The following is a 20,775-nucleotide window of genomic DNA, read 5'->3' as shown; positions in this document are numbered from 1 at the left end:
TCAGAAATACGTTGTCTTAAAAGTATCCCCGCGACAATCCTTGAGTCTATTGATTGCAGACCACAAGCGCAGGGGCTAACCGAGGAATGACCATGATGCGTAAAGTCCCCAGGATCGCCTTGCTTATTGGCGCACTCGCGATGGCAGGCCAAGCCTCCGCCCACGGTGGTGGTTGGGGCGGCCCGGCCGTATTGGGTGCTCTTGTCGGTGCAGCCGTTGTCGGCTCCGTGGTTGCCAGCCAGCCTCGTGAGGTTTATGTGCAGCAACCGGTGTACGTCCAGCCGCAGCCGGTGTATGCCGCGCCGCCGCCGGTCTACTACGCACCGCCACCACCTGTGTACGTGCAGCAACAGGTTTATTACCGCCCGGCGCCGGTCTATTACGGCCCGCCACGGGGTTATGGCTACTATGGCCCGCCCCACGGCTACTACCGCCACGGCTGGTAACACATTGCTGTACATGCAACAGGCCTCGCCCACACGCGGGGCCTTTTTTTGCCTGGAACGTCTGGATTTATCTTGCCAAGGTCGTTGTGAGGACAATGCTCGGGCGGTAATCCCACATGATCCGGTTGGGATCTCCTATTGCTCGACCGGTACGAACGCTGTCATGTTTGTGTCACGAGCCCGTTTCACTATCGACCCTGTCCACCCAATAACAATTACGGACGATTGACCATGCCCACACAAAATCCGCATCGCACCGCTGGCCTCTGCACTTCCAGCAAGGTCTATAGCGCCCTGACCGAACTCAAGCACCTGGAAGGCCACCGCAGCGCGAAGTTCCTGGCATTGCTGGCAGAGAACCTGGTGCGCAAGGGCCTGCTCAGCGAACAGGAAGTGGTGCATATGCTCGATCAGGTGGTGGATTGACGCCTGCCGTTGATGTTGACTATCGAGCCAGGTGATTTTTCCCGGGCGCGATCGCACCGTAAGGTGACCTCCATAACGTTTGGAGGTACTTATGCCCACTGTTCAGATCATGTCCGTCATCGGCAGCGCCGTTCCCGCCCCTCTTCGCAAGCTGGGCTTGCTCGCCTGCTGGTACGTAGTACGCGATGGCGAGCCTATCAGCGGCCCGCTCACTTCGTTATCCGACGCCCAACTGCAACTGGCCGCCAACTACAGGCTTGACGCCTAGGGCAACGGCAACTTGACGGGCGGCTTGGTTTCCACAAACAACGCCCAGCAGGAGATGAACAGCGCCGCGACCAGCGGCCCGATCACGAAGCCGTTCAAGCCGAACACCGACAGGCCGCCCAGGGTCGAGATCAGGATCAGGTAGTCCGGCATCTTGGTGTCCTTGCCCACCAGAATCGGGCGCAGTACGTTGTCTACCAGGCCGATCACGAACACGCCGAACAGCGCCAGCACCACGCCCTGCCAGATCGAACCGCTCAACAGGAAGTAGGCGGCCACCGGACCCCATACAATCCCGGCACCCACCGCAGGCAGCAGGGACAGAAACGCCATCAATACCGCCCAGAGCAACGCACTGGGAATATCCAGGAACCAGAAAATCAAGCCCCCAGCGCACCTTGAGTGACGGCCACCAGCACGTTGCCCTTGACCGTAGCCCGCACCACCCGATTGAACTTGAGCTGCAGGCGACGCTTTTGCGGCTCGGCCAATGGCACCGCCGTGCGCACCTTGCGCACCAGTTCCGGGCCGTCGCGCAGCAGGAAGAACAGCAGGTAGAGCATGATGAAAAAGCTCACCAGGAAATCGAACGTGCCCTGGCCGAAGCTGAACGCCTGTGTGGCGAAGAACTGGCTGCCCTGCATCGCGCCTTTCACCACCTTTTCCCGCAACCCTTCCAGGTTGCCCATGCCGAAGCGGTCCAGCAGGTGCTGGAAGTACGGCGGCAGGAAATGCTTGAACTGCTCGATATAACCGGCCACATCCAACTGGCCGCTTTCGACGTTCTTGTAAAGGGTGGCGCCCTCTTGCACCAGCAAGGCGCTGGTAATGATCACTGGCAAAATCGCGATCACCAGGCACACCGTCAAGGTGGTCAGGGAGGTCAGGTTGCGGTTCCAGCCAAAGCGCTGCTGCAGGCGGCGCTGCATGGGCGCGAAGATGATGCCGAGGATCACCGCCCAGAACACCGCGCCGTAGAACGGCAGCAATATCCAGATGAAGGCGACGGTCACCAGGGCCAGCAGTAACAGCAGGGTCTTGAATTGCAGGTTGGTTTGATTCATGTCCGATCCATGTCAAAAAAGCACAGGGCCGGTGTCGGCCCTGTTGCTTAGTCCGCAGCGAAACCTGGGAGTGCCCTGGTTGTTCGAACAAGCATAGATCGGCTTATCTAGACGTGGGTCAATGCACCCCGCCAAGGCCTGCACTACCCTCGCGCCTTTTGCGGCTCACACCTCCATGCTCCCACTGATCGCCCCCGAACTGCTCGCGCCCGCCGGCACGTTGAAGAACATGCGTTACGCCTTTGCCTATGGCGCCGATGCGGTGTACGCCGGCCAGCCGCGCTATAGCCTGCGCGTGCGCAACAATGAATTCGACCACGCCAACCTGGCCCTCGGGATCCAGGAAGCCCATGCACAGGGCAAGCGTTTCTACGTGGTGGTGAACATCGCGCCGCACAACGCCAAGCTGAAAACCTTTCTCAAGGATCTGGCCCCCGTGGTCGCCATGGGCCCGGACGCGCTGATCATGTCTGACCCAGGACTGATCATGCTGGTGCGCCAGCATTTTGCGCAGATGCCGGTTCACTTGTCGGTTCAAGCCAATACCGTCAACTGGGCCAGTGTGGCGTTCTGGCAACAACAAGGCATCTGCCGGGTGATCCTGTCACGGGAGTTGTCCCTGGAAGAGATCGGCGAGATTCGCCAACACGTGCCGACCATGGAACTGGAGGTGTTCGTCCATGGCGCCCTGTGCATGGCCTATTCCGGGCGTTGCCTGCTATCGGGCTACATGAACAAGCGCGACGCCAACCAGGGCACCTGCACCAATGCATGTCGATGGAAATACCAGGCCACCCCGCGGTGGAAAATGCCACGGGTGACATCGTCCAGGCATTCGAACCGACGCTGGGCATCGGCACGCCGACCGACCAGGTATTCCTGTTGCAGGAAGCCAATCGCCCCACTGAGCAGATGCCGGCGTTCGAAGACGAACACGGCACCTACATCATGAACGCCAAGGATCTGCGCGCCGTGCAGCACGTGGAGCGCCTGACCCACATGGGCGTGCATTCACTGAAGATCGAAGGCCGCACCAAATCGCACTTCTATTGCGCGCGCACCACCCAGGTGTATCGCCGCGCAATTGATGATGCCATGGCCGGTCGCGCCTTCGACCGCCACTTGATGACCGACCTCGAATCCCTGGCCCAGCGCGGCTACACCGAAGGTTTCCTGCGCCGCCATGTGCACGACGAATACCAGAACTACCAGAACGGCAGCTCGGTCTCCGAGCGCCAGCAGTTTGTCGGTGAGTTGACCGGCGAACGCCGGGGCGAGCTGGCTGAGGTCAAGGTGAAGAACCGCTTTGCCGTGGGCAATCAGCTGGAACTGATGACGCCGGCCGGCAACTTTCACTTTGCCCTGGCCACCTTGCATAACGCCAAGGGCGACGCCATTGACGTAGCACCGGGGGATGGGCACACGGTGTATGTGCCCCTGCCGGCCGAGCTGGACCTGGCGTTTGGTTTGCTGATGCGCGACGTGTAGGTCAGATCCTGAACTGGCCCACCAACTGCCCGAGGCGCTGGCCCAGGTCCGCCAGGCTGCGGGAAGTCTGGGCGCCGAGCTGGGTTTCATCGGCCACGCTGTCCACCGCCACGGCAATCTGGTGCACGCTGCGGTTGATCTCTTCCGCCACGGCGGTTTGCTCTTCGGCGGCGCTGGCAATCTGCGCGTTCATCGAGTTGATGGTGCCGATCAGCTGGGCCATGGTGTCGAGCGACGCGCCGGCCTGGTTGGCCTGGGCCGACGTGCCGTCCCCGGCATCGCTGGAGCGGCGCATGGCATCCACGGCGGCTTCGGTGCCTTTTTGCAGGCGGTCGATCATGCCCTGGATTTCCTGAGTGCTGGTCTGGGTGCGGCTGGCCAGGGCGCGCACTTCATCGGCGACCACCGCAAACCCACGTCCGGCCTCCCCTGCGCGCGCAGCTTCAATTGCCGCGTTGAGCGCCAGCAGGTTGGTTTGTTCAGCAATCGAGCGAATCACCCCAAGCACACTGACAATCGACGACACGTCCTGCTGCAGGCTGTCGAGGGACACACCGCTGCTGCGGATATCGTTCACCAGCGCGTGAATCTGCGCGATGCTGCCGTCCACCACACGCTTGGCGGCCTGGCCCTCGGCATCGGTCTGCTGCGCGGCGACGGCGGCACCCTGGGCACTGCGCGCCACTTCATGGGCGGCGGACGACATCTGGTTGATCGCGGTGGCGACCTGGTCGGTTTCGTGACGCTGGCGTTCCATGGCGGTTTCCGAGCGCTGGGCTTGCTCGGACACCTGGCTCACCAGGCCGGTGAGTTGCGCGGTCATTTCGGTGATCTGGCGGACCAGGCCGTGGATCTTGTCGACAAACCGATTGAACGCGCCGGCCAGGTCGCCGAGCTCATCCTGGCTGGTAATGGCCAGGCGGCGTGTCAGGTCACCTTCACCGGCGGCGATATCGTCCAGGTTGGCCTTCATCAGGCTCAGTGGGCGCAGGATCGTGTTGGCCACCAGCAGGCCGACGGCGGCAATCACCAGCAATACCACGACCGCCAGACCGAGAATGCTCAACAGTACGCCTTCCATGCGTTTCTCTACCTTGGCCTCGACCACCGCAACCTGAGCATCGATGCCATCCAGGTTGACCGAGGTACCGATGACCATGTCCCACTTGGGCAGGTATTCGGTATAGCCGAGCTTGGGCACCAGCTCGGTCTGGCCGGGCTGGGTCGAGCTGTATTGCAGGTAGTGGGTACCGTCCTTGCCGACTTTGACCAGGTCGCGGTTGACGTAGACGCCGTTGGGGTCGCGGTTGTCCTTGAAACTCTTGCCCACGCCGTCCGGGCTGTTGCCCTTGAACAGGCGAATGGTCTCGGAATCGTAGCCGAAGAAATAACCGTCCTTGCCGTAGCTGGTGTTGGACAGCAACTTGACCACCTGCGCCCGCGCTGCCGTATCACCGGGGGCGGCCGCGTCGTAGAACGGCTTGATGGTGGTCAGGGCCACCTCGACATAACTGTGCAGCGTGGCCTTGGCGTCATTGAGCAGACGTTGGCGGGTTTCATCCACTTCGTTGCGCGCCTGGCCCTGAAGTATCCACACGGTGGTCAGGCTGATCACCAGGGCGAACAGCAACACCGGCACTATGGCAAGGGTCAGGACTTTGGCCTTGAGGCTCAGACGCATGGCTTTTCTCTCTTATTAGGGGCGACTTGAGAGGTTAGCGGCCAAACGCAAGATTTCTGTAGGAGCGAGCTTGCTCGCGAAGGTCTGCGCCCCTAACACGTGCATTCTGGATGAACGCATTATCTGGACGTTTTTCGCGAGCAAGCTCGCTCCTACAGTAAGGTATGGGCCCGGCTGTCAGAGCGTCATCGCAGCCAGCCAGCCAAACGCCAGCAGCGGCAGGTTGTAGTGCAGGAAGGTCGGCACCACGGTGTCCCAGATATGATGGTGCTGGCCGTCGATATTCAGGCCGGAGGTCGGCCCGAGGGTGGAGTCCGACGCCGGTGAACCGGCGTCGCCCAAGGCCCCGGCGGTGCCGACGATACACACGATCGCCAGCGGGCTGAAACCCAGTTGCACGCACAACGGCACAAAAATCGCGGCCAGGATCGGCACCGTGGAAAACGACGAACCGATGCCCATGGTCACCAACAGCCCCACCAGCAGCATCAACAGCGCCCCTACCCCACGGCTATGGCCGATGAACGCCGCCGAGGCCTCCACCAGCGAGCGCACATCACCGGTGGCCTTGAGCACTTCGGCAAAGCCCGACGAGGCGATCATGATGAAGCCGATCATCGCCATCATCTTCATGCCTTCGGTGAACAGGTCATCGGTGTCGCGCCAGCGCACGATGCCCGACACCGAGAAAATCAGGAACCCGGCCAGCGCGCCGATGATCATCGAGTCCAGCCACAACTGAATGATGAACGCCGAGGCAATCGCCAGGCCGGCGACCAGCAGGGTCAACGGGTTGTACTGCACCGCCACCTGCTCGACACGCTCGATTTTCTCAAGGTCGTACACGCGCTTTTTGCGGTAGCTGATAAACACCGCCACCAGCAGCCCGACCACCATGCCCAGCGCGGGCAGGCTCATGGCGTGGGTCACGTTGACCTGGCTGATGTCCACGCCGCTCTTGGCCACGTTGGCCAGCAGGATCTGGTTGAGGAAGATATTGCCGAAGCCCACCGGCAGGAACATGTAGGGCGTGATCAAGCCGAACGTCATGACGCAAGCGATCAGGCGGCGATCCAGTTGCAGTTTGGTCAATACATATAACAGCGGCGGCACCAGCAGCGGGATGAACGCGATGTGGATCGGCAGGATGTTCTGCGAAGCAATCGCCACCGCCCACAACAGGCCGATCAACAGCCATTTGACGTGATTGCCGCCGCTGGCTTCCTGGCGATCGACCAGCAACAGCGCTTTGTCCGCCAGGGCATGGGCCAGGCCGGATTTGGCAATCGCCACCGCGAAAGCGCCAAGTAAGGCGTAGGACAACGCCACCGTCGCACCGCCGCCCAAACCGCTGTTAAACGCTTTAAGCGTGGCGTCGATACCCAGGCCACCGCTCAAGCCGCCCACCAGGGCGCCCACGATGATGGCGATGACCACATGCACGCGGGACAGGCTGAGCACCAGCATGGTGCCGACCGCGGCGATAACAGCGTTAATCATGGTTACCTCAAGACAGAAACATAAAAGACAGGCATGCCCGCGCCTCAGCGGCCATTGAAGGTGCTGCCGGCGTACGGACTCAAAGAGGTCTTATTAGAGGCCGCGCACTTTGCAGCAGCCGGGCGGCCATGTCAAAAAGCGACGCCGTTTTGAGGGTTAAATTGAATGGTGCCCTGGCCAGCAGCACACAAACTGGCGAATCAGCAGCAGGGGCTGATGGGCCAGTTCAGGGTGTAACGACTCTGATCCTGGCGCAGATCCAATGTGGGAGGGGCGGTGCGACGATTCGACTTGCTCCCGATGGCGGCCTGACAGCCGACCAGGATGTTGGATCAGAGCGAGTACATATCCGTTGCTGCGGTAACGGCTGCTATGGGTTCCGCCCTTACGGCGTCTCACTTTTGAAAAGCGCAAAAGTAAGCAAAACGCTCTTGCCCCACCACTCGGCACCTCGCTTAGGCTCGGTGTGCCCGTAATCCGACAGCGATTTGGGGGGCCGCCGCCACGCGCCATCCATGGCGCGGGGCGGCTAAACCGGCATCCCTGCCGGTTTACCCCCCAAATCACTGTCGAATTCCGGCCAGCGTGGTTTAACGGGGCGCCTAGATCAAAAGCAAGATCACAAGCAAGAGCGGCTCGCTTCGCATCGTGGTTACTTAGACTGCTACAAAGTTGTGTAGATACCCATGCTCATCGGGGGCAAGCCCTAATGCCAGTCAGTTAAGAAGTAGCAGGAGCGAGAACTAACTTGTGGCGAGGGAGCTTGCTCCCGCTGGGGCGCGAAGCGGCCCCAAACAATGGGACTGCTGCGCAGTCCAGCGGGAGCAAGCTCCCTCGCCACAGGTTCGGTGTCGCCTTAACTGACTGGCATTAGGGCAAGCCCCCTCCCACATTTTTAAATCGGCATTACCGCCGGGGCAATTCGATCAACGCTTTGAGCCCGCCCAACTCACTTTCCTGCAACTGCAACGTCCCGCCCCACACATCGACGATATCGCGCACGATGCCCAGCCCCAGACCGTGGCCGTCGACCTGCTCATCCAGGCGTGCGCCACGGCTGAACACTTGGTCACGCTGGGTCTCGGGAATGCCGGGGCCATCGTCTTCGACGGCCAGCAGGTAGCTGTGCGGCGTCTCACTCACGCTCAGTCGTACTTCGGCATCCGCCCATTTGCAGGCGTTGTCCAGCAGGTTGCCGAGCAACTCGAGCAAATCTTCACGGTCCCAGGGCAGTTGCAGGCCGGGGGCGACGTGGTAGCGCAGGTCCAGGTGTTCGCCGTGGATCATGTTCAGGGTGGCTAACAGCCCCGGCAGTTCTTTTTCACAGTCGAACAACGCCCCCGGCAGGGTTTCGCCAGCCAGGCGCGCGCGATTGAGCTCGCGGTTGAGGCGCTGCTGCACCTGCTCAAGCTGGTCGCGCAACAACTTGCTCAACTGCGGCTGATCCCTGAGCGCCTCGCTCGACGCCGCACTCAACATCACCGCCAATGGGGTCTTCAGCGCGTGCCCCAGGTTGCCCAGGGCATTGCGCGAGCGCTTGAGGCTGTCTTCGGTGTGTGCCAGCAAATGGTTGATCTGCGCCACCAGCGGCTCCAGCTCCAGCGGCACCTGGGTGTCCAGTTGCGACCGCTGGCCCTGTTGCAACTGAGCAATCTGATTGCGCGCAGTTTCCAACGGGCGCAAGGCGCGGCGCACGGTGATCCGTTGCAATACCAGCACCACCAGCAATGCCGCCAGCCCCAGTACCAGGCCGATCTGGCGCATCAGGCGAAAGCTTTCCCGTACCGGCGTGTAGTCCTGCGCCACGCTGATGGAGATCGGCAGGCCGAAGCGTTTGTAGTCGGAGCGCAATACCAGCAGTTTCTGGCCTTCAGGCCCCAATTGCAGGTTGCCCTTGAGCCCGGCCTCGGGGAGCGTCGGCAGTTCCTGGTCCCACAAGGAGCGGGAGCGCCAGTGAGTGTCGGCAAAATCGATGCGGAAGTAATGCCCCGAGAAGGGGCGTTGATAGGCGGGCGACAGGCGATGCTCGTCCAACTGTACGCCGTTGGGCCCACGCACCAGCGCCACCAGCAGGTTTTCGCTGTCGTTACGCAGGCCGGCCTCCAGATAACGCTGCAAACCGGCTTCGAACAGCCACAGGCTGGTTTGCGCCAGCACCACGCCGACGATCACCAGCACGCTGATCAACCCCAGGCTCAAGCGCCGCTGGATCGATTTCATGCAGGGCTGGCGCCAAACCGGTAGCCCTGGCCGCGCCGGGTTTCGATCACGTTGCGCCCCAGCTTGCGGCGCAGATGATTGACGTGGACTTCCAGCACGTTGGAGTCGCGCTCGGTCTCGCCGTCATAAAGATGCTCGGCCAGATGGCTTTTCGACAGGATCTGTTCGGGGTGCAGCATGAAATAACGCAACAGGCGGAACTCGGCGGCCGTGAGCTGGATCTCGTCACCGTCGCGCAGCACGCACTGGCGGCCTTCGTCCAAGTGCAGGCCGGCGGCTTGCAGGGTCGGTTGGTTGGCATGCCCGTGAGACCTTCGTAACAGCGCCTGAATGCGCAGGTGCAGTTCTTCGGGGTGAAACGGCTTGCTCAGGTAATCATCGGCGCCGGCCTTGAGCCCTTCGATACGTTCGGCCCAGGAATCACGCGCCGTCAGCACCAGCACCGGCGTGGCCAGGGCTGCCGCGCGCCATTGCGCCAGCACCTCCAGCCCCGGCAAACCCGGCAGGCCAAGGTCGAGGATAATCAGGTCATAGGGTTCGCTGCGGCCCTGGTACGCCGCGTCGCGCCCATCGGCCAGCCAGTCGACCGCATAGCCTTGGCGCTGCAGGCCGGCCAGCAGCTCATCGGCCAGCGGGACGTTGTCTTCCACCAGGAGCAGGCGCATCAGTCTTCCTTATCTTTGATCAATGTACCGTTGGTTGCGTCGAGCTTGATTTCGCGCACCACGCCTTCGGTGGTCACCAGTTCCACTTCATAGGCATATTCGCCGTGCTTTTTCTCCAGCTCCGCCTCCAGCAGCCGGGCTCCAGGGTAGCGTGACATGGCCGTATGCAACAGGTCCTCCAGCGGCAGGATCACCCCCTGCTGGCGCAGCGCCAAGGCTTCATCCTGATTGAGATCGCGAGCAGCCAGGCTTGAGCAAAAAGCCAGGAGCGCCAGCAGCACCAGACTACCGGCGCGTCGATATAGCGTCATTACGTGTCCTGATGATTCTTGAGAACGTGCCCGGTGAGCGCATCCAATTCAACGTCCCACTCAAGGCCATGGGCATCTTCCAGTTCGACCTGGTAGACGTACTTGCCGTACTCCTCGTCCAGGTCAGTGCCCAGCAAGGTGGAACCCGGATGTAAGGCCAGGGCCGTGGCTTCAAGCTGATCGAAGGCGACAATGGTAACAGTGCCAGGCAATTTCAGCGGTTTGTCGGGGTCCATTGCCCAGCCCTGCGTGACCGAGGATGCAATGATACCGGCGGCGACCAGCGCTGTAAGGCGCTTCATGATGAGTCTCCGTTTCAGGATGTTTTTCCTACACCTGATCACGGTACGCGCGGCAACTTAACTGAAACTGAATTGCCACCATGGCAATTTCGCTTCGATCTCCCACGCCATACTGTTTACTCTGGATACAACCGTTATCGTTAACGTTTTTCGCGAGCACCCTCGCCCCTGCCCGAGACGTGTATGACCGCCATTCACATCAAATTCCCCGCCCTGACGCTCAAGGCCGGCACGCGCGCCTTCGCCCGTATTCGCGAGCAAGGCCTTAAGCCTGCTGACGTGGGCATCCTTCCCGGCGCGGCCGGCGGCCCCAAGGCCCTGGGCATTCAGGGCCTTGACCTGGCGTTGTTCGGCGACTGGCTGGCGCGTGCGCCTCGGGAGCGCGCGCTGATCGGTGCGTCCATCGGTTCCTGGCGATTTGCCAGCGCTTGCCTGCCCGACCCGGTGCAAGGCTTGCTCGACCTGGGCCGCCTGTATAACGAACAGCGTTTTGCCAAAGGCGTGACCATGACCGAAGTCAGCCAGAGCTGCGAGCGTATGCTCGACGATCTGCTGGCCGGCCGCGATGCACAGGTGCTGGACAACCCCGACTACCGCCTGAACATCATGGTGGTGAAAAGCCACGGCTTGCTCGCCGATGACCACCGAGGCCGGCTGGGCCTGGGCCTGTCCTCGGTGATCGCCGATAACCTGCGCGGCCGCGCACGGTTGTCGCGGCATTTCGAACGCCTGATCGTCCACGACCCCCGCCAGGCGCCTCCGGTGCACCCGCTGAAGGATTTTCCGTCGCGCTTCCTTGCACTGGAAATGGGCAACCTGCGCCAGGCGCTGCTGGCGTCCGGCTCGATTCCCATGGTGATGCAGGGCGTACGCGACCTGCCCGGTGCGGGCGCCGGAACCTACCGCGACGGCGGCTTGTTGGACTACCACCTCGACCTGCCCTACTGCGGCGACGATATCGTGTTGTACCCGCACTTTACCGACCGGGTCATTCCCGGCTGGTTCGACAAAGGCCTGCCCTGGCGGCGCAGCAATCCACAGGGTTTGCAGGATGTCTTGCTGCTGGCACCGTCCAGGGACTACCTGGCACGTCTGCCTCACGGCAAATTGCCGGACCGTAGCGACTTCAAGCGCTTCATGGGCGACGACAAAAGTCGCAACAAATACTGGCAGACGGCAATGAGCGAGAGTCGGCGGTTGGGCGACGAGTTTCTGCAGCTGGCGGACAACGGTGGACTGGGCGAGCGTTTGCAAGCACTTTGACCCAGCGGTATGCGCGGCGACGGGTCAAGCTGTTAAACTCGCCGCCTGCCAGATACCTGACCGAGCTGAAAATACCGTGGAAATCTTCAAAGAGTTTACGTTCGAATCCGCCCACCGCCTGCCCCACGTCCCCGACGGCCATAAATGCGGGCGCCTGCACGGGCATTCGTTCAAGGTGGCGATCCACTTGAGCGGCGACCTGGACCCCCATACCGGCTGGATTCGCGACTTCTCGGAAATCAAGGCGATTTTCAAGCCGCTCTACGAGCGTCTCGACCACAACTACCTCAACGACATCCCCGGCCTGGAAAACCCCACCAGCGAAGTGCTGGCCAAGTGGATCTGGACTGAATTGAAACCCTTGCTGCCGGAACTCAGCGCGATTCGCATCCATGAGACGTGCACCAGCGGATGTATCTATCGCGGCGAGTAAGTCCTGGACTGTTGAAAAAACCACCTGCGGGTGGTTTTTTTACGCCTGCCGTCAACTGATCCAATTTGTATCACGGCTGCACCGCTTTCGCGCTTGATGGGCCAGCAGTTCCCCTTGCGCCGACGACTTCCCTGCGTTTGGCTATAACTACCGGGCGCCCCAGGGCGCATGCACCCGCGCCGCCGTTTTGGCACGCACGGTGCAACAGGCCTGCGTCATTATCCAGGGAGCAAGGCACATGACCCAGCAAGAATCCGGTAACGATTATCCGCTCAGCGAAGTGCCCCTGCATGCGCGCAAGGGACTGGCCTCCACGGCCATGGTGCTGCTGGGGTTCACGTTTTTTACGGCGACCATGTTTGCCGGCGGCAAGTTGGGAGTGGCGTTCAGCTTTACCGACATGCTCGGCGTTGTGGCCCTGGGTAACCTGCTGCTGGGGATCTACGCCGCGGGCCTGGGCTACATCGCCTTCAGGAGTGGTTTGAACTCGGTATTGATGGGGCGTTTCTGCTTTGGTGAAATCGGCAGCAAGCTCAGTGACCTGATCCTCGGTTTCACCCAGATTGGCTGGTATGCCTGGGGCACCGCCACGGCCGCCGTAGTACTGGGCAAGTATTTCGAGCTGAGCCAGGGCAGCGTGCTGGCATTGATGGTGGTGTTTGGCCTGGTGTTCTGTGCCACGGCATACGTGGGGTATCGCGGGCTGGAAATCCTGTCTTACATCGCGGTGCCCGCCATGGGCATTTTGCTGGTGCTGTCGATGTGGGTCGCGACTGTAAAGGTTGGCGGGCTGGACGGCCTGCTGGCGGTGGTGCCGACCGCCGAGCTGGACCTGTCCACCGCGATCACCCTGGTGTTCGGCACCTTCGTCAGCGGCGCGACCCAGGCCACCAACTGGACGCGGTTTTCTCGCTCGGCCAAGGTCGCGGTACTGGCCAGCCTGATCGGCTTTTTTATCGGCAACGGCTTGATGGTGTTGATCGGAGCCTACGGCGCAATCGTTTATCAGCAGCCGGACGTAGTGGAAGTCTTGCTGCTACAGGGTTTCGCCATGGCGGCGATGGCCATGCTGCTGCTCAATATCTGGAGCACTCAGGACAACACCATCTACAACTTCGCCGTGGCCGGCTGCAACCTGCTGCGCACCCGGCGGCGCAAAACCGTGACCCTGGCCGGTGCAGTGATCGGCACCCTGCTCGCCTTGCTGGGCATGTACGACATGCTCGTGCCGTACCTGATTCTGTTGGGCACGGTGATCCCGCCGATTGGCGGCGTGATCATGGCGGACTTCTTCTACCGTTATCGCGGCCAGTACCCACGCCTGGCGGATGCCCGCCTGCCCGCGTTCAACTGGCCCGGGCTGGCGGCCTACGCGGTGGGCACGCTGTTGGCGTTCAACTCACCCTGGGTTGCACCGCTGGTGGGGATCGCTGCCGCGTCGCTCACCTACATGCTGCTCATTGCTTTACTGCGCGTGCGCGAACCTCTGGCCGACGCCCCGGCATGAGCCTGACCACCGCCAATGGTAACCTGATGGCCGCCTGATTGAATTTAGCCAAGAGGAACTTGCCCATGCACATCATCAATGCCCGCCTGCGCAACCGTGAAGGCCTGCATGATCTGCACCTGGAACATGGCCGGATCGCCAGCATCACTGCACAAACAAGCATACCGGCCTTAATGACCGGCGACCTGGATGCCGCCGGCAATCTGGTGATCCCACCCTTCGTCGAACCGCACATTCACCTGGACGCCACCCTCACCGCCGGCGAACCACGCTGGAACATGAGTGGCACCCTGTTCGAAGGCATCGAATGCTGGGGAGAACGCAAAGCCACCATCACGGAGGAAGACACCAAAACCCGCGCCAAAAAAACCATCCAGGCCCTCGCCGCCCACGGTATCCAGCATGTGCGCACCCACGTCGACGTGACCGACCCGGACCTCACCGCGCTCAAAGCCATGCTGCAAGTGCGCGAAGAAAGCTCGCACCTGATCGACCTGCAAATCGTTGCCTTTCCCCAGGAAGGCATCGAGTCTTTCCGCAATGGCCGTGAGTTGATGGAAGAAGCCATTCGCTTGGGCGCCGACGTCATCGGCGGCATCCCCCACTTCGAGTACACCCGCGATCAAGGGGTGAGCTCGGTGAAGTTCCTCATGGACCTGGCCGAACGCACCGGCTGCCTGGTGGATGTCCACTGCGACGAAACCGACGACCCGCACTCACGCTTTCTCGAAGTGCTGGCCGAGGAAGCACGCAGCCGCGACATGGGTGCTCGCGTCACCGCCAGCCACACCACCGCCATGGGCTCCTACGACAACGCCTACTGCGCCAAACTGTTTCGCCTGCTGGGTCACTCCGGCATCAGCTTCGTCTCCTGCCCCACCGAAAGTATCCACTTACAAGGCCGCTTTGACAGTTTCCCCAAACGCCGGGGGGTCACACGCGTCAACGAACTGCTCGAAGCTGGCATGAACGTATGTTTCGGCCAGGACTCCATCGTCGACCCCTGGTATCCGTTGGGCAACGGCAACATCCTGCGTGTATTGGAAGCCGGTTTGCACATCTGCCATATGCTCGGCTACCGCAACCTGCAGAACGCCCTGGACCTGGTCACCGACAACAGCGCCAAGGCCATGGCCCTCGGCGACCGATACGGCCTGGAACCCGGTCGACCGGCCAACCTGCTGGTGCTCTCGGCAGACAGTGACTATGAGGTGATTCGCAGCCAGGGCCTGCCGTTGTATTCGATCCGCAACGGCAAGGTGCTGATGAAACGTCAGCCGGCGCAGGTGGAATTTGTGTAATGCACTGAGCTAGACGATCGCGTCGATGTCCAGTATTTGCGCTTTTCCCCGATCGCTGTGGAGGGCTGACGGAACACTGGCCACCTGGGACAAGGCGCGGTTTTCCCGGTGAGTGAACCAGCGTTTGAGACCCAGTTGCAGATTGGCACTGTGGGCATGGCTACCGTACACATCGCGCGCATCGAGGCGGCGCCAGCGCAGGCTGGCCAGGCGCTCGCGGCTGGTGTGCAAGCGGTCGATCTCGGCGTTCAAAGCGTCGTTGTGCTCATGGCTACGGTCATTGGCCGGGCGCAATCGGGCAAGCTCGCGGCGTTTGGTCCTCAACTGCTCGCGCATGTCTTCGAGGGCGCGATCCAGCAGCTCGAATTCCCTCGCGGTCACCAGAGGCCCCTGGCTCTCCAGGGTTTGCTGCCAGCGCCGCAATGTTGCCCAGGCCGCGGGAATGTAGCTGGCGGTCATGAAGTGCTGGTTGGCCTGGAACAGTTGCCGCAACAGGTTGTCGCGGTCGGGCATGTCGCCGTGTAACTGCAGAGCTCGATTACAACCAGCCTCCTGGATCGACTCACAGCCAGGTTTCCACAACACCGAGGCGTGCGTGCCATCGGCAAGCCTAATCGGCATGAAGTGCTGCTGTTCACCATGGTGCTGGTAGGCACTCCCACCGACGCGTACCAGGCCAGCGGCAAACAACAAGCCGCCGGCGGTGGGGGCACTGAATAAGGTGACGGCACCTGGCACCCAGAGTTTGGCAGTGGTGTTCATCCACGGCGCCGGCACACTGGGGACGGGATCATTGTGGTTGACGATTCGGTGATGGACCAGGGCGCGGGCGCCTGCGGTGAACTCGGAATCGGCGGCGCGGGGCGCACCGTAGGTGTAGAGCAGGATGTTGTAGTCGGCGTCCGGGATGCGGCGCAGCCCTTCAGCGAGTAGCAAGGCAATCGCCCCGCCGAGGCTGTGGCCGCAGATAACCACGCGTTGATCAACGTGATATCGCGAAAGGTACTCCAGAACAAAATGATACAGGGCCTTAAATCCTTGGTAAAAACCTCGATGAGCTTTGCCTGCACCTTCAACGAAAGGGACTTGATGAGCATCTGCATCCCGCAAAGCATCTGCGCCACTGGCCGTACCACGCACAGCTATAAGTACAACCTCGTCGTGATGACAGATGAAAGCTTGAGTGTCAGTGCCTAATTCAACGTCGTTAAAAAAATGTATGCGCTCCGGATGCTCGCCCTGCAAGTGATTGCGCTCATACAAGTCAGGATCAAAAGGCAAAATCTCAAAGCGACGAGAGTAGGCGACGTCTTCATACAATGGATAAAACCGCTGCACTTGTTCTGAGTCGAACTTCCAAGCCTCCCGATAACACGACAATTGCTCTACAAACACGTTTCCTATACTAGGATTCAGCGGGAAACTGACCGTATCCCCATCTCCCGTTGGAGGATCCTGGCCAAATTCGCAGTAACTCAATGTAGCCATAAGCGCCAGCTGGTAAAGGTTCAATGCACAAAACTGATCATCCGTGGAAATGATCGGCCGTAGCGCTCGTAGAGGACGTACCTCCAATGCCGTAAATTGGTTTGGCAATAGCGCCAACCCCTTGAATAAGGACTCCGGAGGACCGAACCCCAGGTCCGCCATCAGCCTGAGCGTATTGCGCGTTGGACGGCGAGCTTCAGACGACGGTGGAGGTAAGTGGGCTTTGTACCGAACCAGGTCGCTTACCTCCACCTGATAAAAACGATCTGCTTTTTGCCGTGCCGGGTTATTTTCGACACGCTGACCATTATTGTTCTGAAAACATGTTAGTTCTGCGCGTACTTGAAGCTCCGTAATGGGTAACGCGTAATTACGCCGCGACATAAGGCGGCGGTAAGACTCTTCTCCTCCCGAATAAGGCTCATCCATCAAAAGGATTACCGGGCCACAATAAATACCCTCTAGCTTGGCAAACCCGTTCCCGTCCAAACGCCCTTTATATTGCTGCCCTGCACTGTCTTGGAGAGTGTAAGGCAGGCCGCCATAGGCCTTACCATTCCCCGTTTCATCTACCAGGCAAAAGGACAACCAATCGCCGTGCAACGGGCAGGCAGGCATCTTGTCGATAAAAAACTGTTGCTTCCATGCATTCTGTTTCATGAGCTTTCTCCATTATTAATTACACGTTGGATAAACGTTGCATAGGCGGCCATCTGGCATTTTGAAAGCCTTGAAGTCGACTACATTCCCGCGACAAAACGCGAATAGGTCCTCCTCGCTTTTGCCCCTGCAGCGCTTCCAGCCACCGGCAACCTTTACCCAGTTATCAGCCACAGCCGGTTCTTCTTCCTCTGTAAATGCCAACACCATTCTTAACGTCTTCCCGGACAGTCCGTCACGGTGCACATGCCCGCCAGGCCGGGCCCTCTTGAGTTTTCCAGCAGCATCCAGTGATTTGCACCAAAGGATTTTAAGAATGGCGTGCTTAGGGCCAGCGGTACGAAACAACCACTGGCATCGCCCAGGAAGCTCCTGGACTCCGGTATCAGGCATCAAAGGCATTCCAGGTTCCCAGCTATCGTGGAAATAGATGACGGCATAATCCCTTCCGATGTCCGACCAACGCTGCCCCCAACTGGCATTAATTGCGAAAACGAGGCGGCGCAATACTAAAGGGCAGCCATTTACTTGCTCCGTGAATGGCACTTCAAAACTGACCCTGTTGGCGACGGGTTTGCTGGCAGCCTTGAATATTTTGAGCTCAGGACGCCTGCCATTTCTTCTAGGCAGTTTGCAGACTTCGCCTGATGCGGGTGCATATGAAGCGTCCCCTACCACGGCAAACCCCGCCGGCAAATCCACCTCCAGCGTAAAGCTATCCGCCGCCTTCCCCGCACACCCCGTAAGCCACATCATTCCAACAGCCAGCAATGCACGTCCTATCCACCTACTCATCCTTGAGCCCCTCCTTGCGCCATTGCTCCAGCACCCGCTCAAAATGCTGTCCCGGTGCCTCCCCCTCTAACGGCTGCCACCGAATGACACTGCCCCGAGTCGCCTCTTCCAACCGGCCCACCACCAGAAACTCAAGTTGCTCAGGCGAACGCCATTGCCAGCTTCGGGCCTGCTCCAATACTTGGGCCAGCCAGATCCTGGGGTCGTGAAACTCCACCAGAGCAGCCAGGTCTTCACTGTGCTCGGCCAGCAGGTAGCGCAGGATATTGGCCTGCAGAATGGTCGCGGCCTGAGGGTTGGGCGCCTGCAACCAGGGCGCGGGATCGGGGACCGCATACTCGCCCGGCGCGGGATTGTCGTGGCTGCACCAACGGCCCTCATGCCAGTAACACACGCTGGTCAGCGGGCCCAGGTAGATGGGCCATTGCTCTGCCGGCAGATATGCAAGGGCACGGGCCAGGGTGCGGTTGTCGTGGAAACGGTACAGGGCCTTTTTGCCTTCTGGCCCGACCAGCAGTCGATCACGCCAATGTCGGGTCACAGCGACCAGGTCGTCGCTGGGTAAACTGCCCAGCCACCCTCGGTTTGCCTCCGGGTTTTGCAGATGATTGGCCAGCGCAGGCTCCCCCATCCGGTCCAATAACAGGATCACGGGGCCCTTGCTCGCCAGTTCGGCTGCCGCTGTTTCTCCATAGAGCGGGCAATACTGCGAGGGGTTGCGAGCCGCCATCAGCGACTGGCAGTTCTCATTATTTGCTTCGAGCATGAGGCATAAACGACGCCCCGCCTGTTGCTGCTGCGCCATCCATTGGTAAGCCACGTCTTGCATCATGCGGCCCTCCCGGCGAAATCGCATTGGCCTTCGCGACAACGCTCGCAGATCGGGCAAAAATCCGCGTCCAGTTGGCGGGCCATGTCCATGATGAGGCCTTGCACAACGGAAGCCTCGGGAGCGCCCGCAACAGAGGAAGGGCTGGCCGACCGTGCAGCGGATGGCGCGCCACCGACGGTGATGGGCCGGCTGCTGAAAATCCCGCCGGCCTGAATCTGCAAATGCTCGCCGCCGGCCTTGAAACTCAACTGCGCGCCTGCATCGATGACAAGGCTGGCACCCGCCTTCAGGTGAATCTGTTGACCGGCTTCGATCACCATCACCTGTGTCACCTGGGTGTGGCTGTCGCCTTGCACGGCCAGGTGGTCGTTTGCCGTCAGCGCAACACTGCGATCTCCCGTGATGTGACGCTGCTCTCCGCTCTCAAGACGCACCGTGCTCAAGCCTCGGATGATTTCACTGCGCTCGCCGAACACTTCCAAACGGCTGTCATGGCCCACCTGCTGCTCCAGGTCACGCTGGGCTCGCAGGTAGATCAGCTCTTCGCCACGGCGGTCTTCAAGATGCAGCTCATTGCTGCCCGCGCCCCCGGGGACGCTGCGACTGCGCAACACGCTGCGGGTCTTGTGCTGCGGCAAGGAATAAGCCGGCATGTGCGATGCATTGGGCAGGCAACCGTTGATCAATGGCTGGTCCGGGTCGCCCTCCAGGAAGGTCACCAACACCTCCACTCCCACCCGTGGAATCATCATGGCGCCAAACCCGGCACCGGCCCACCCGGAGGCAACCCTTACCCAACAACTGCTCTTGTCATCCGTCTGGTCCAAGCGGTCCCAGTGAAACCGCACCTTCACTCGACCATAGGCATCGCAGTGTACCTCTTCATCCGCAGGCCCTGTAACAGTCGCCGTCTGGCTGCCGTTGATGGACGGCTTGGGATGTTTGAGCGGGGGTCGATGCACCGCACGCCAGGGGGTCGCAATGAAGCGGTTGCGATACCCGACGAAGGTGTCCGTATCGGCTACCGCTTCCTCCAGCACCTGTGGCTGATAGCCTTCGTGACGCACCGAGGTGAGCAACCACAGGTCGTTGCAGACCGAATCCGGATGGCCTTGCAACTCAAGAAAATGGCCACTGCGCAACAGGGGCTGGCCGCTCTTGCCTGACGCACAATGGCGGTCGGATTGATGTCGCTCCAGGCTGCGACGCGCCAGTTGCGCCCCCCGTGCATGGCCGGTGAAACCGGCAGGGTAACGGTAGTCTTCAAGCGCCGCGCCCGGTACACCGCCGGCGGTATCCTGCAACCGCAGCGACGGGTGTTCGAAGTCATGGTCACGGCGCACCGTTCGCCGGCTGCGGGTTTGCAGGCGTACATCGAAGCGGTGAATACCCTTCGTTGCGGCCAGCGGATCGATCGTCGAGCAGTATCGCTGCATCGGCAGGCGCTGAAATACGGTTTGATCATCCCCAAACACCAGCAGATGAGCGTCGACACTATGGCGGAAGTGGTAATGGATACCCTCCTCTTCGCACAGGCGCTGGATGAAGTGCAGATCCGTTTCCGCATACTGCACGCAAAAGAGCCGAGGCGGATAAACCACCGGGCCGAGCTCGAAGGCGTAGGCATCTGCCAGGATGCCGTGCTGCTCAAGAACGCTGGCAATCATCTGCGGCACGCTACGCTGCTGGAAAACCCGCTGGTCGCGGCGATGGGCAAGGCAGGCCAGACGAGGCGCGAGGGTAAGGTGGTAACGGGTGAGCCGGGCACCCGGAGCATCGCGGCCGATGGTATAGACCAACCCGTGCAGGCCTTGCGCCGTTTCGCCCAAGTACAGATAGACCGGCTGATGAAGCAACGCCTCCAGATCAAGGTCAGGGCTTTCGCTGACGAATTGCACCTGGATGAAATACGGTTGATCAAGACACTCATTGCCGTTGAAGGCGAGTACCTGCAAGTGGGCAGTGACGCCTTGAATCATTAATTTGAAACGTGACGAAACAAACGCGTCAACCATCCGTTGTTACCCGCCAATCAATAACCCGCTGATTAAAAGCTCTCCTCGTGACTGCCGAATACCGGCCGAGAAAAAGCGCCTGAACGCCCTGAAGCTTAGCGATCTCAGGGA

General features: G+C 60.7%; 17 protein-coding genes and 4 pseudogenes. 9 read left to right on the top strand and 12 right to left on the bottom strand.

What is annotated here, in order from left to right; all coding sequences use genetic code 11:
* Positions 1–86: 86 nt before the first annotated feature.
* The 3 genes from C4J92_RS09480 to C4J92_RS26950 all read left to right on the top strand — a co-directional run bounded on the left by C4J92_RS09480 (position 87) and on the right by C4J92_RS26950 (position 1,140).
* Positions 87–446, top strand: coding sequence for a hypothetical protein (locus C4J92_RS09480; protein ID WP_124362110.1), 360 nt, complete (start codon positions 87–89; stop codon positions 444–446).
* 231 nt (positions 447–677) lie between these two features.
* Positions 678–872, top strand: a complete 195-nt coding sequence (locus tag C4J92_RS09475) for a hypothetical protein (RefSeq protein WP_033899765.1) — start codon at positions 678–680, stop codon at positions 870–872.
* A gap of 91 nt (positions 873–963) precedes the next feature.
* The gene (locus tag C4J92_RS26950; protein ID WP_164487525.1) at positions 964–1,140 is read left to right on the top strand and encodes a hypothetical protein; all 177 of its coding nucleotides are present in this window, start codon (positions 964–966) and stop codon (positions 1,138–1,140) included.
* Here C4J92_RS26950 and C4J92_RS09470 read toward each other — a convergent pair.
* Positions 1,137–2,203 (bottom strand): annotated as a pseudogene (locus tag C4J92_RS09470) (AI-2E family transporter). The gene C4J92_RS26950 and the pseudogene C4J92_RS09470 sit on opposite strands and share 4 nt — an antisense overlap.
* 175 nt (positions 2,204–2,378) lie before the next feature.
* Between C4J92_RS09470 and yegQ the strand changes: the two are divergent.
* Positions 2,379–3,691: pseudogene (gene yegQ / locus C4J92_RS09465) on the top strand (tRNA 5-hydroxyuridine modification protein YegQ).
* A 1-nt stretch (position 3,692) separates the two neighbouring features.
* Here yegQ and C4J92_RS27425 read toward each other — a convergent pair.
* From C4J92_RS27425 to C4J92_RS09455, 3 genes and pseudogenes are all read right to left on the bottom strand, one after another.
* Complete coding sequence (locus C4J92_RS27425; RefSeq protein ID WP_370004746.1) at positions 3,693–4,448, bottom strand: methyl-accepting chemotaxis protein; 756 nt, start codon at positions 4,446–4,448, stop codon at positions 3,693–3,695.
* Between the two features lie 102 nt (positions 4,449–4,550).
* A pseudogene (locus tag C4J92_RS27420) lies at positions 4,551–5,372 on the bottom strand (cache domain-containing protein); the annotation flags it as partial.
* A 177-nt stretch (positions 5,373–5,549) separates the two neighbouring features.
* Entirely contained in the window at positions 5,550–6,869 is a 1,320-nt protein-coding gene (locus tag C4J92_RS09455; RefSeq protein WP_164487561.1) for a Na+/H+ antiporter family protein, read from the bottom strand.
* 751 nt (positions 6,870–7,620) lie between these two features.
* Between C4J92_RS09455 and C4J92_RS27415 the strand changes: the two are divergent.
* Positions 7,621–7,716, top strand: a pseudogene (locus C4J92_RS27415) (N-acetyltransferase); the annotation flags it as partial.
* A 62-nt stretch (positions 7,717–7,778) separates the two neighbouring features.
* Here the strand turns inward: C4J92_RS27415 and C4J92_RS09450 are convergent.
* The 4 genes from C4J92_RS09450 to C4J92_RS09435 are packed head-to-tail and all read right to left on the bottom strand — an operon-like array spanning position 7,779 to position 10,370.
* Entirely contained in the window at positions 7,779–9,092 is a 1,314-nt protein-coding gene (locus C4J92_RS09450; RefSeq protein WP_124403651.1) for a sensor histidine kinase, read from the bottom strand.
* Positions 9,089–9,757, bottom strand: a complete 669-nt coding sequence (locus C4J92_RS09445) for a response regulator transcription factor (protein ID WP_124403650.1) — start codon at positions 9,755–9,757, stop codon at positions 9,089–9,091. The genes C4J92_RS09450 and C4J92_RS09445 overlap by 4 nt, the downstream gene beginning before the upstream one ends.
* Positions 9,757–10,068 (bottom strand): PepSY domain-containing protein, encoded by a 312-nt coding sequence (locus C4J92_RS09440; protein ID WP_124362103.1) that lies wholly within the window; start codon positions 10,066–10,068, stop codon positions 9,757–9,759. Before C4J92_RS09440 ends, C4J92_RS09445 begins: the two co-directional genes overlap by 1 nt.
* The gene (locus C4J92_RS09435) at positions 10,068–10,370 is read right to left on the bottom strand and encodes a PepSY domain-containing protein (RefSeq protein ID WP_124403649.1); all 303 of its coding nucleotides are present in this window, start codon (positions 10,368–10,370) and stop codon (positions 10,068–10,070) included. Before C4J92_RS09435 ends, C4J92_RS09440 begins: the two co-directional genes overlap by 1 nt.
* Before the next feature lie 183 nt (positions 10,371–10,553).
* Between C4J92_RS09435 and C4J92_RS09430 the strand changes: the two genes are divergently transcribed.
* From C4J92_RS09430 to codA, 4 genes are all read left to right on the top strand, one after another.
* Positions 10,554–11,633: a patatin-like phospholipase family protein gene (locus C4J92_RS09430; protein WP_124403648.1), complete on the top strand. Its 1,080-nt coding sequence runs from the start codon at positions 10,554–10,556 to the stop codon at positions 11,631–11,633.
* A 76-nt stretch (positions 11,634–11,709) separates the two neighbouring features.
* On the top strand, positions 11,710–12,066 hold the full coding sequence (queD, locus tag C4J92_RS09425) for a 6-carboxytetrahydropterin synthase QueD (protein ID WP_017736453.1): 357 nt from the start codon (positions 11,710–11,712) through the stop codon (positions 12,064–12,066).
* Between the two features lie 238 nt (positions 12,067–12,304).
* Positions 12,305–13,573, top strand: coding sequence for a cytosine permease (gene codB, locus C4J92_RS09420; RefSeq protein WP_124370262.1), 1,269 nt, complete (start codon positions 12,305–12,307; stop codon positions 13,571–13,573).
* Positions 13,574–13,638: 65 nt separating this feature from the next.
* Entirely contained in the window at positions 13,639–14,874 is a 1,236-nt protein-coding gene (gene codA, locus C4J92_RS09415; RefSeq protein ID WP_124403647.1) for a cytosine deaminase, read from the top strand.
* A gap of 9 nt (positions 14,875–14,883) precedes the next feature.
* Here the strand turns inward: codA and C4J92_RS09410 are convergent, their stop codons facing one another.
* The 4 genes from C4J92_RS09410 to tssI are packed head-to-tail and all read right to left on the bottom strand — an operon-like array spanning position 14,884 to position 20,664.
* Positions 14,884–17,022: a lipase family protein gene (locus C4J92_RS09410; protein ID WP_124403646.1), complete on the bottom strand. Its 2,139-nt coding sequence runs from the start codon at positions 17,020–17,022 to the stop codon at positions 14,884–14,886.
* A gap of 15 nt (positions 17,023–17,037) precedes the next feature.
* A complete protein-coding gene (locus C4J92_RS09405) occupies positions 17,038–17,817 on the bottom strand; it encodes a hypothetical protein (protein WP_124403645.1) in 780 nt (259 codons plus the stop codon).
* Complete coding sequence (locus C4J92_RS09400; RefSeq protein WP_124405781.1) at positions 17,810–18,646, bottom strand: DUF4123 domain-containing protein; 837 nt, start codon at positions 18,644–18,646, stop codon at positions 17,810–17,812. The genes C4J92_RS09405 and C4J92_RS09400 overlap by 8 nt, the downstream gene beginning before the upstream one ends.
* The gene (gene tssI, locus C4J92_RS09395; protein WP_124403644.1) at positions 18,646–20,664 is read right to left on the bottom strand and encodes a type VI secretion system tip protein TssI/VgrG; all 2,019 of its coding nucleotides are present in this window, start codon (positions 20,662–20,664) and stop codon (positions 18,646–18,648) included. Before tssI ends, C4J92_RS09400 begins: the two co-directional genes overlap by 1 nt.
* Positions 20,665–20,775 lie beyond the last annotated feature (111 nt).

This window comes from Pseudomonas sp. R3-18-08 (assembly GCF_003852065.1).
In the GTDB taxonomy this organism is placed as follows: domain Bacteria; phylum Pseudomonadota; class Gammaproteobacteria; order Pseudomonadales; family Pseudomonadaceae; genus Aquipseudomonas.
This window is presented reverse-complemented; position numbering and strand designations above follow the sequence as displayed.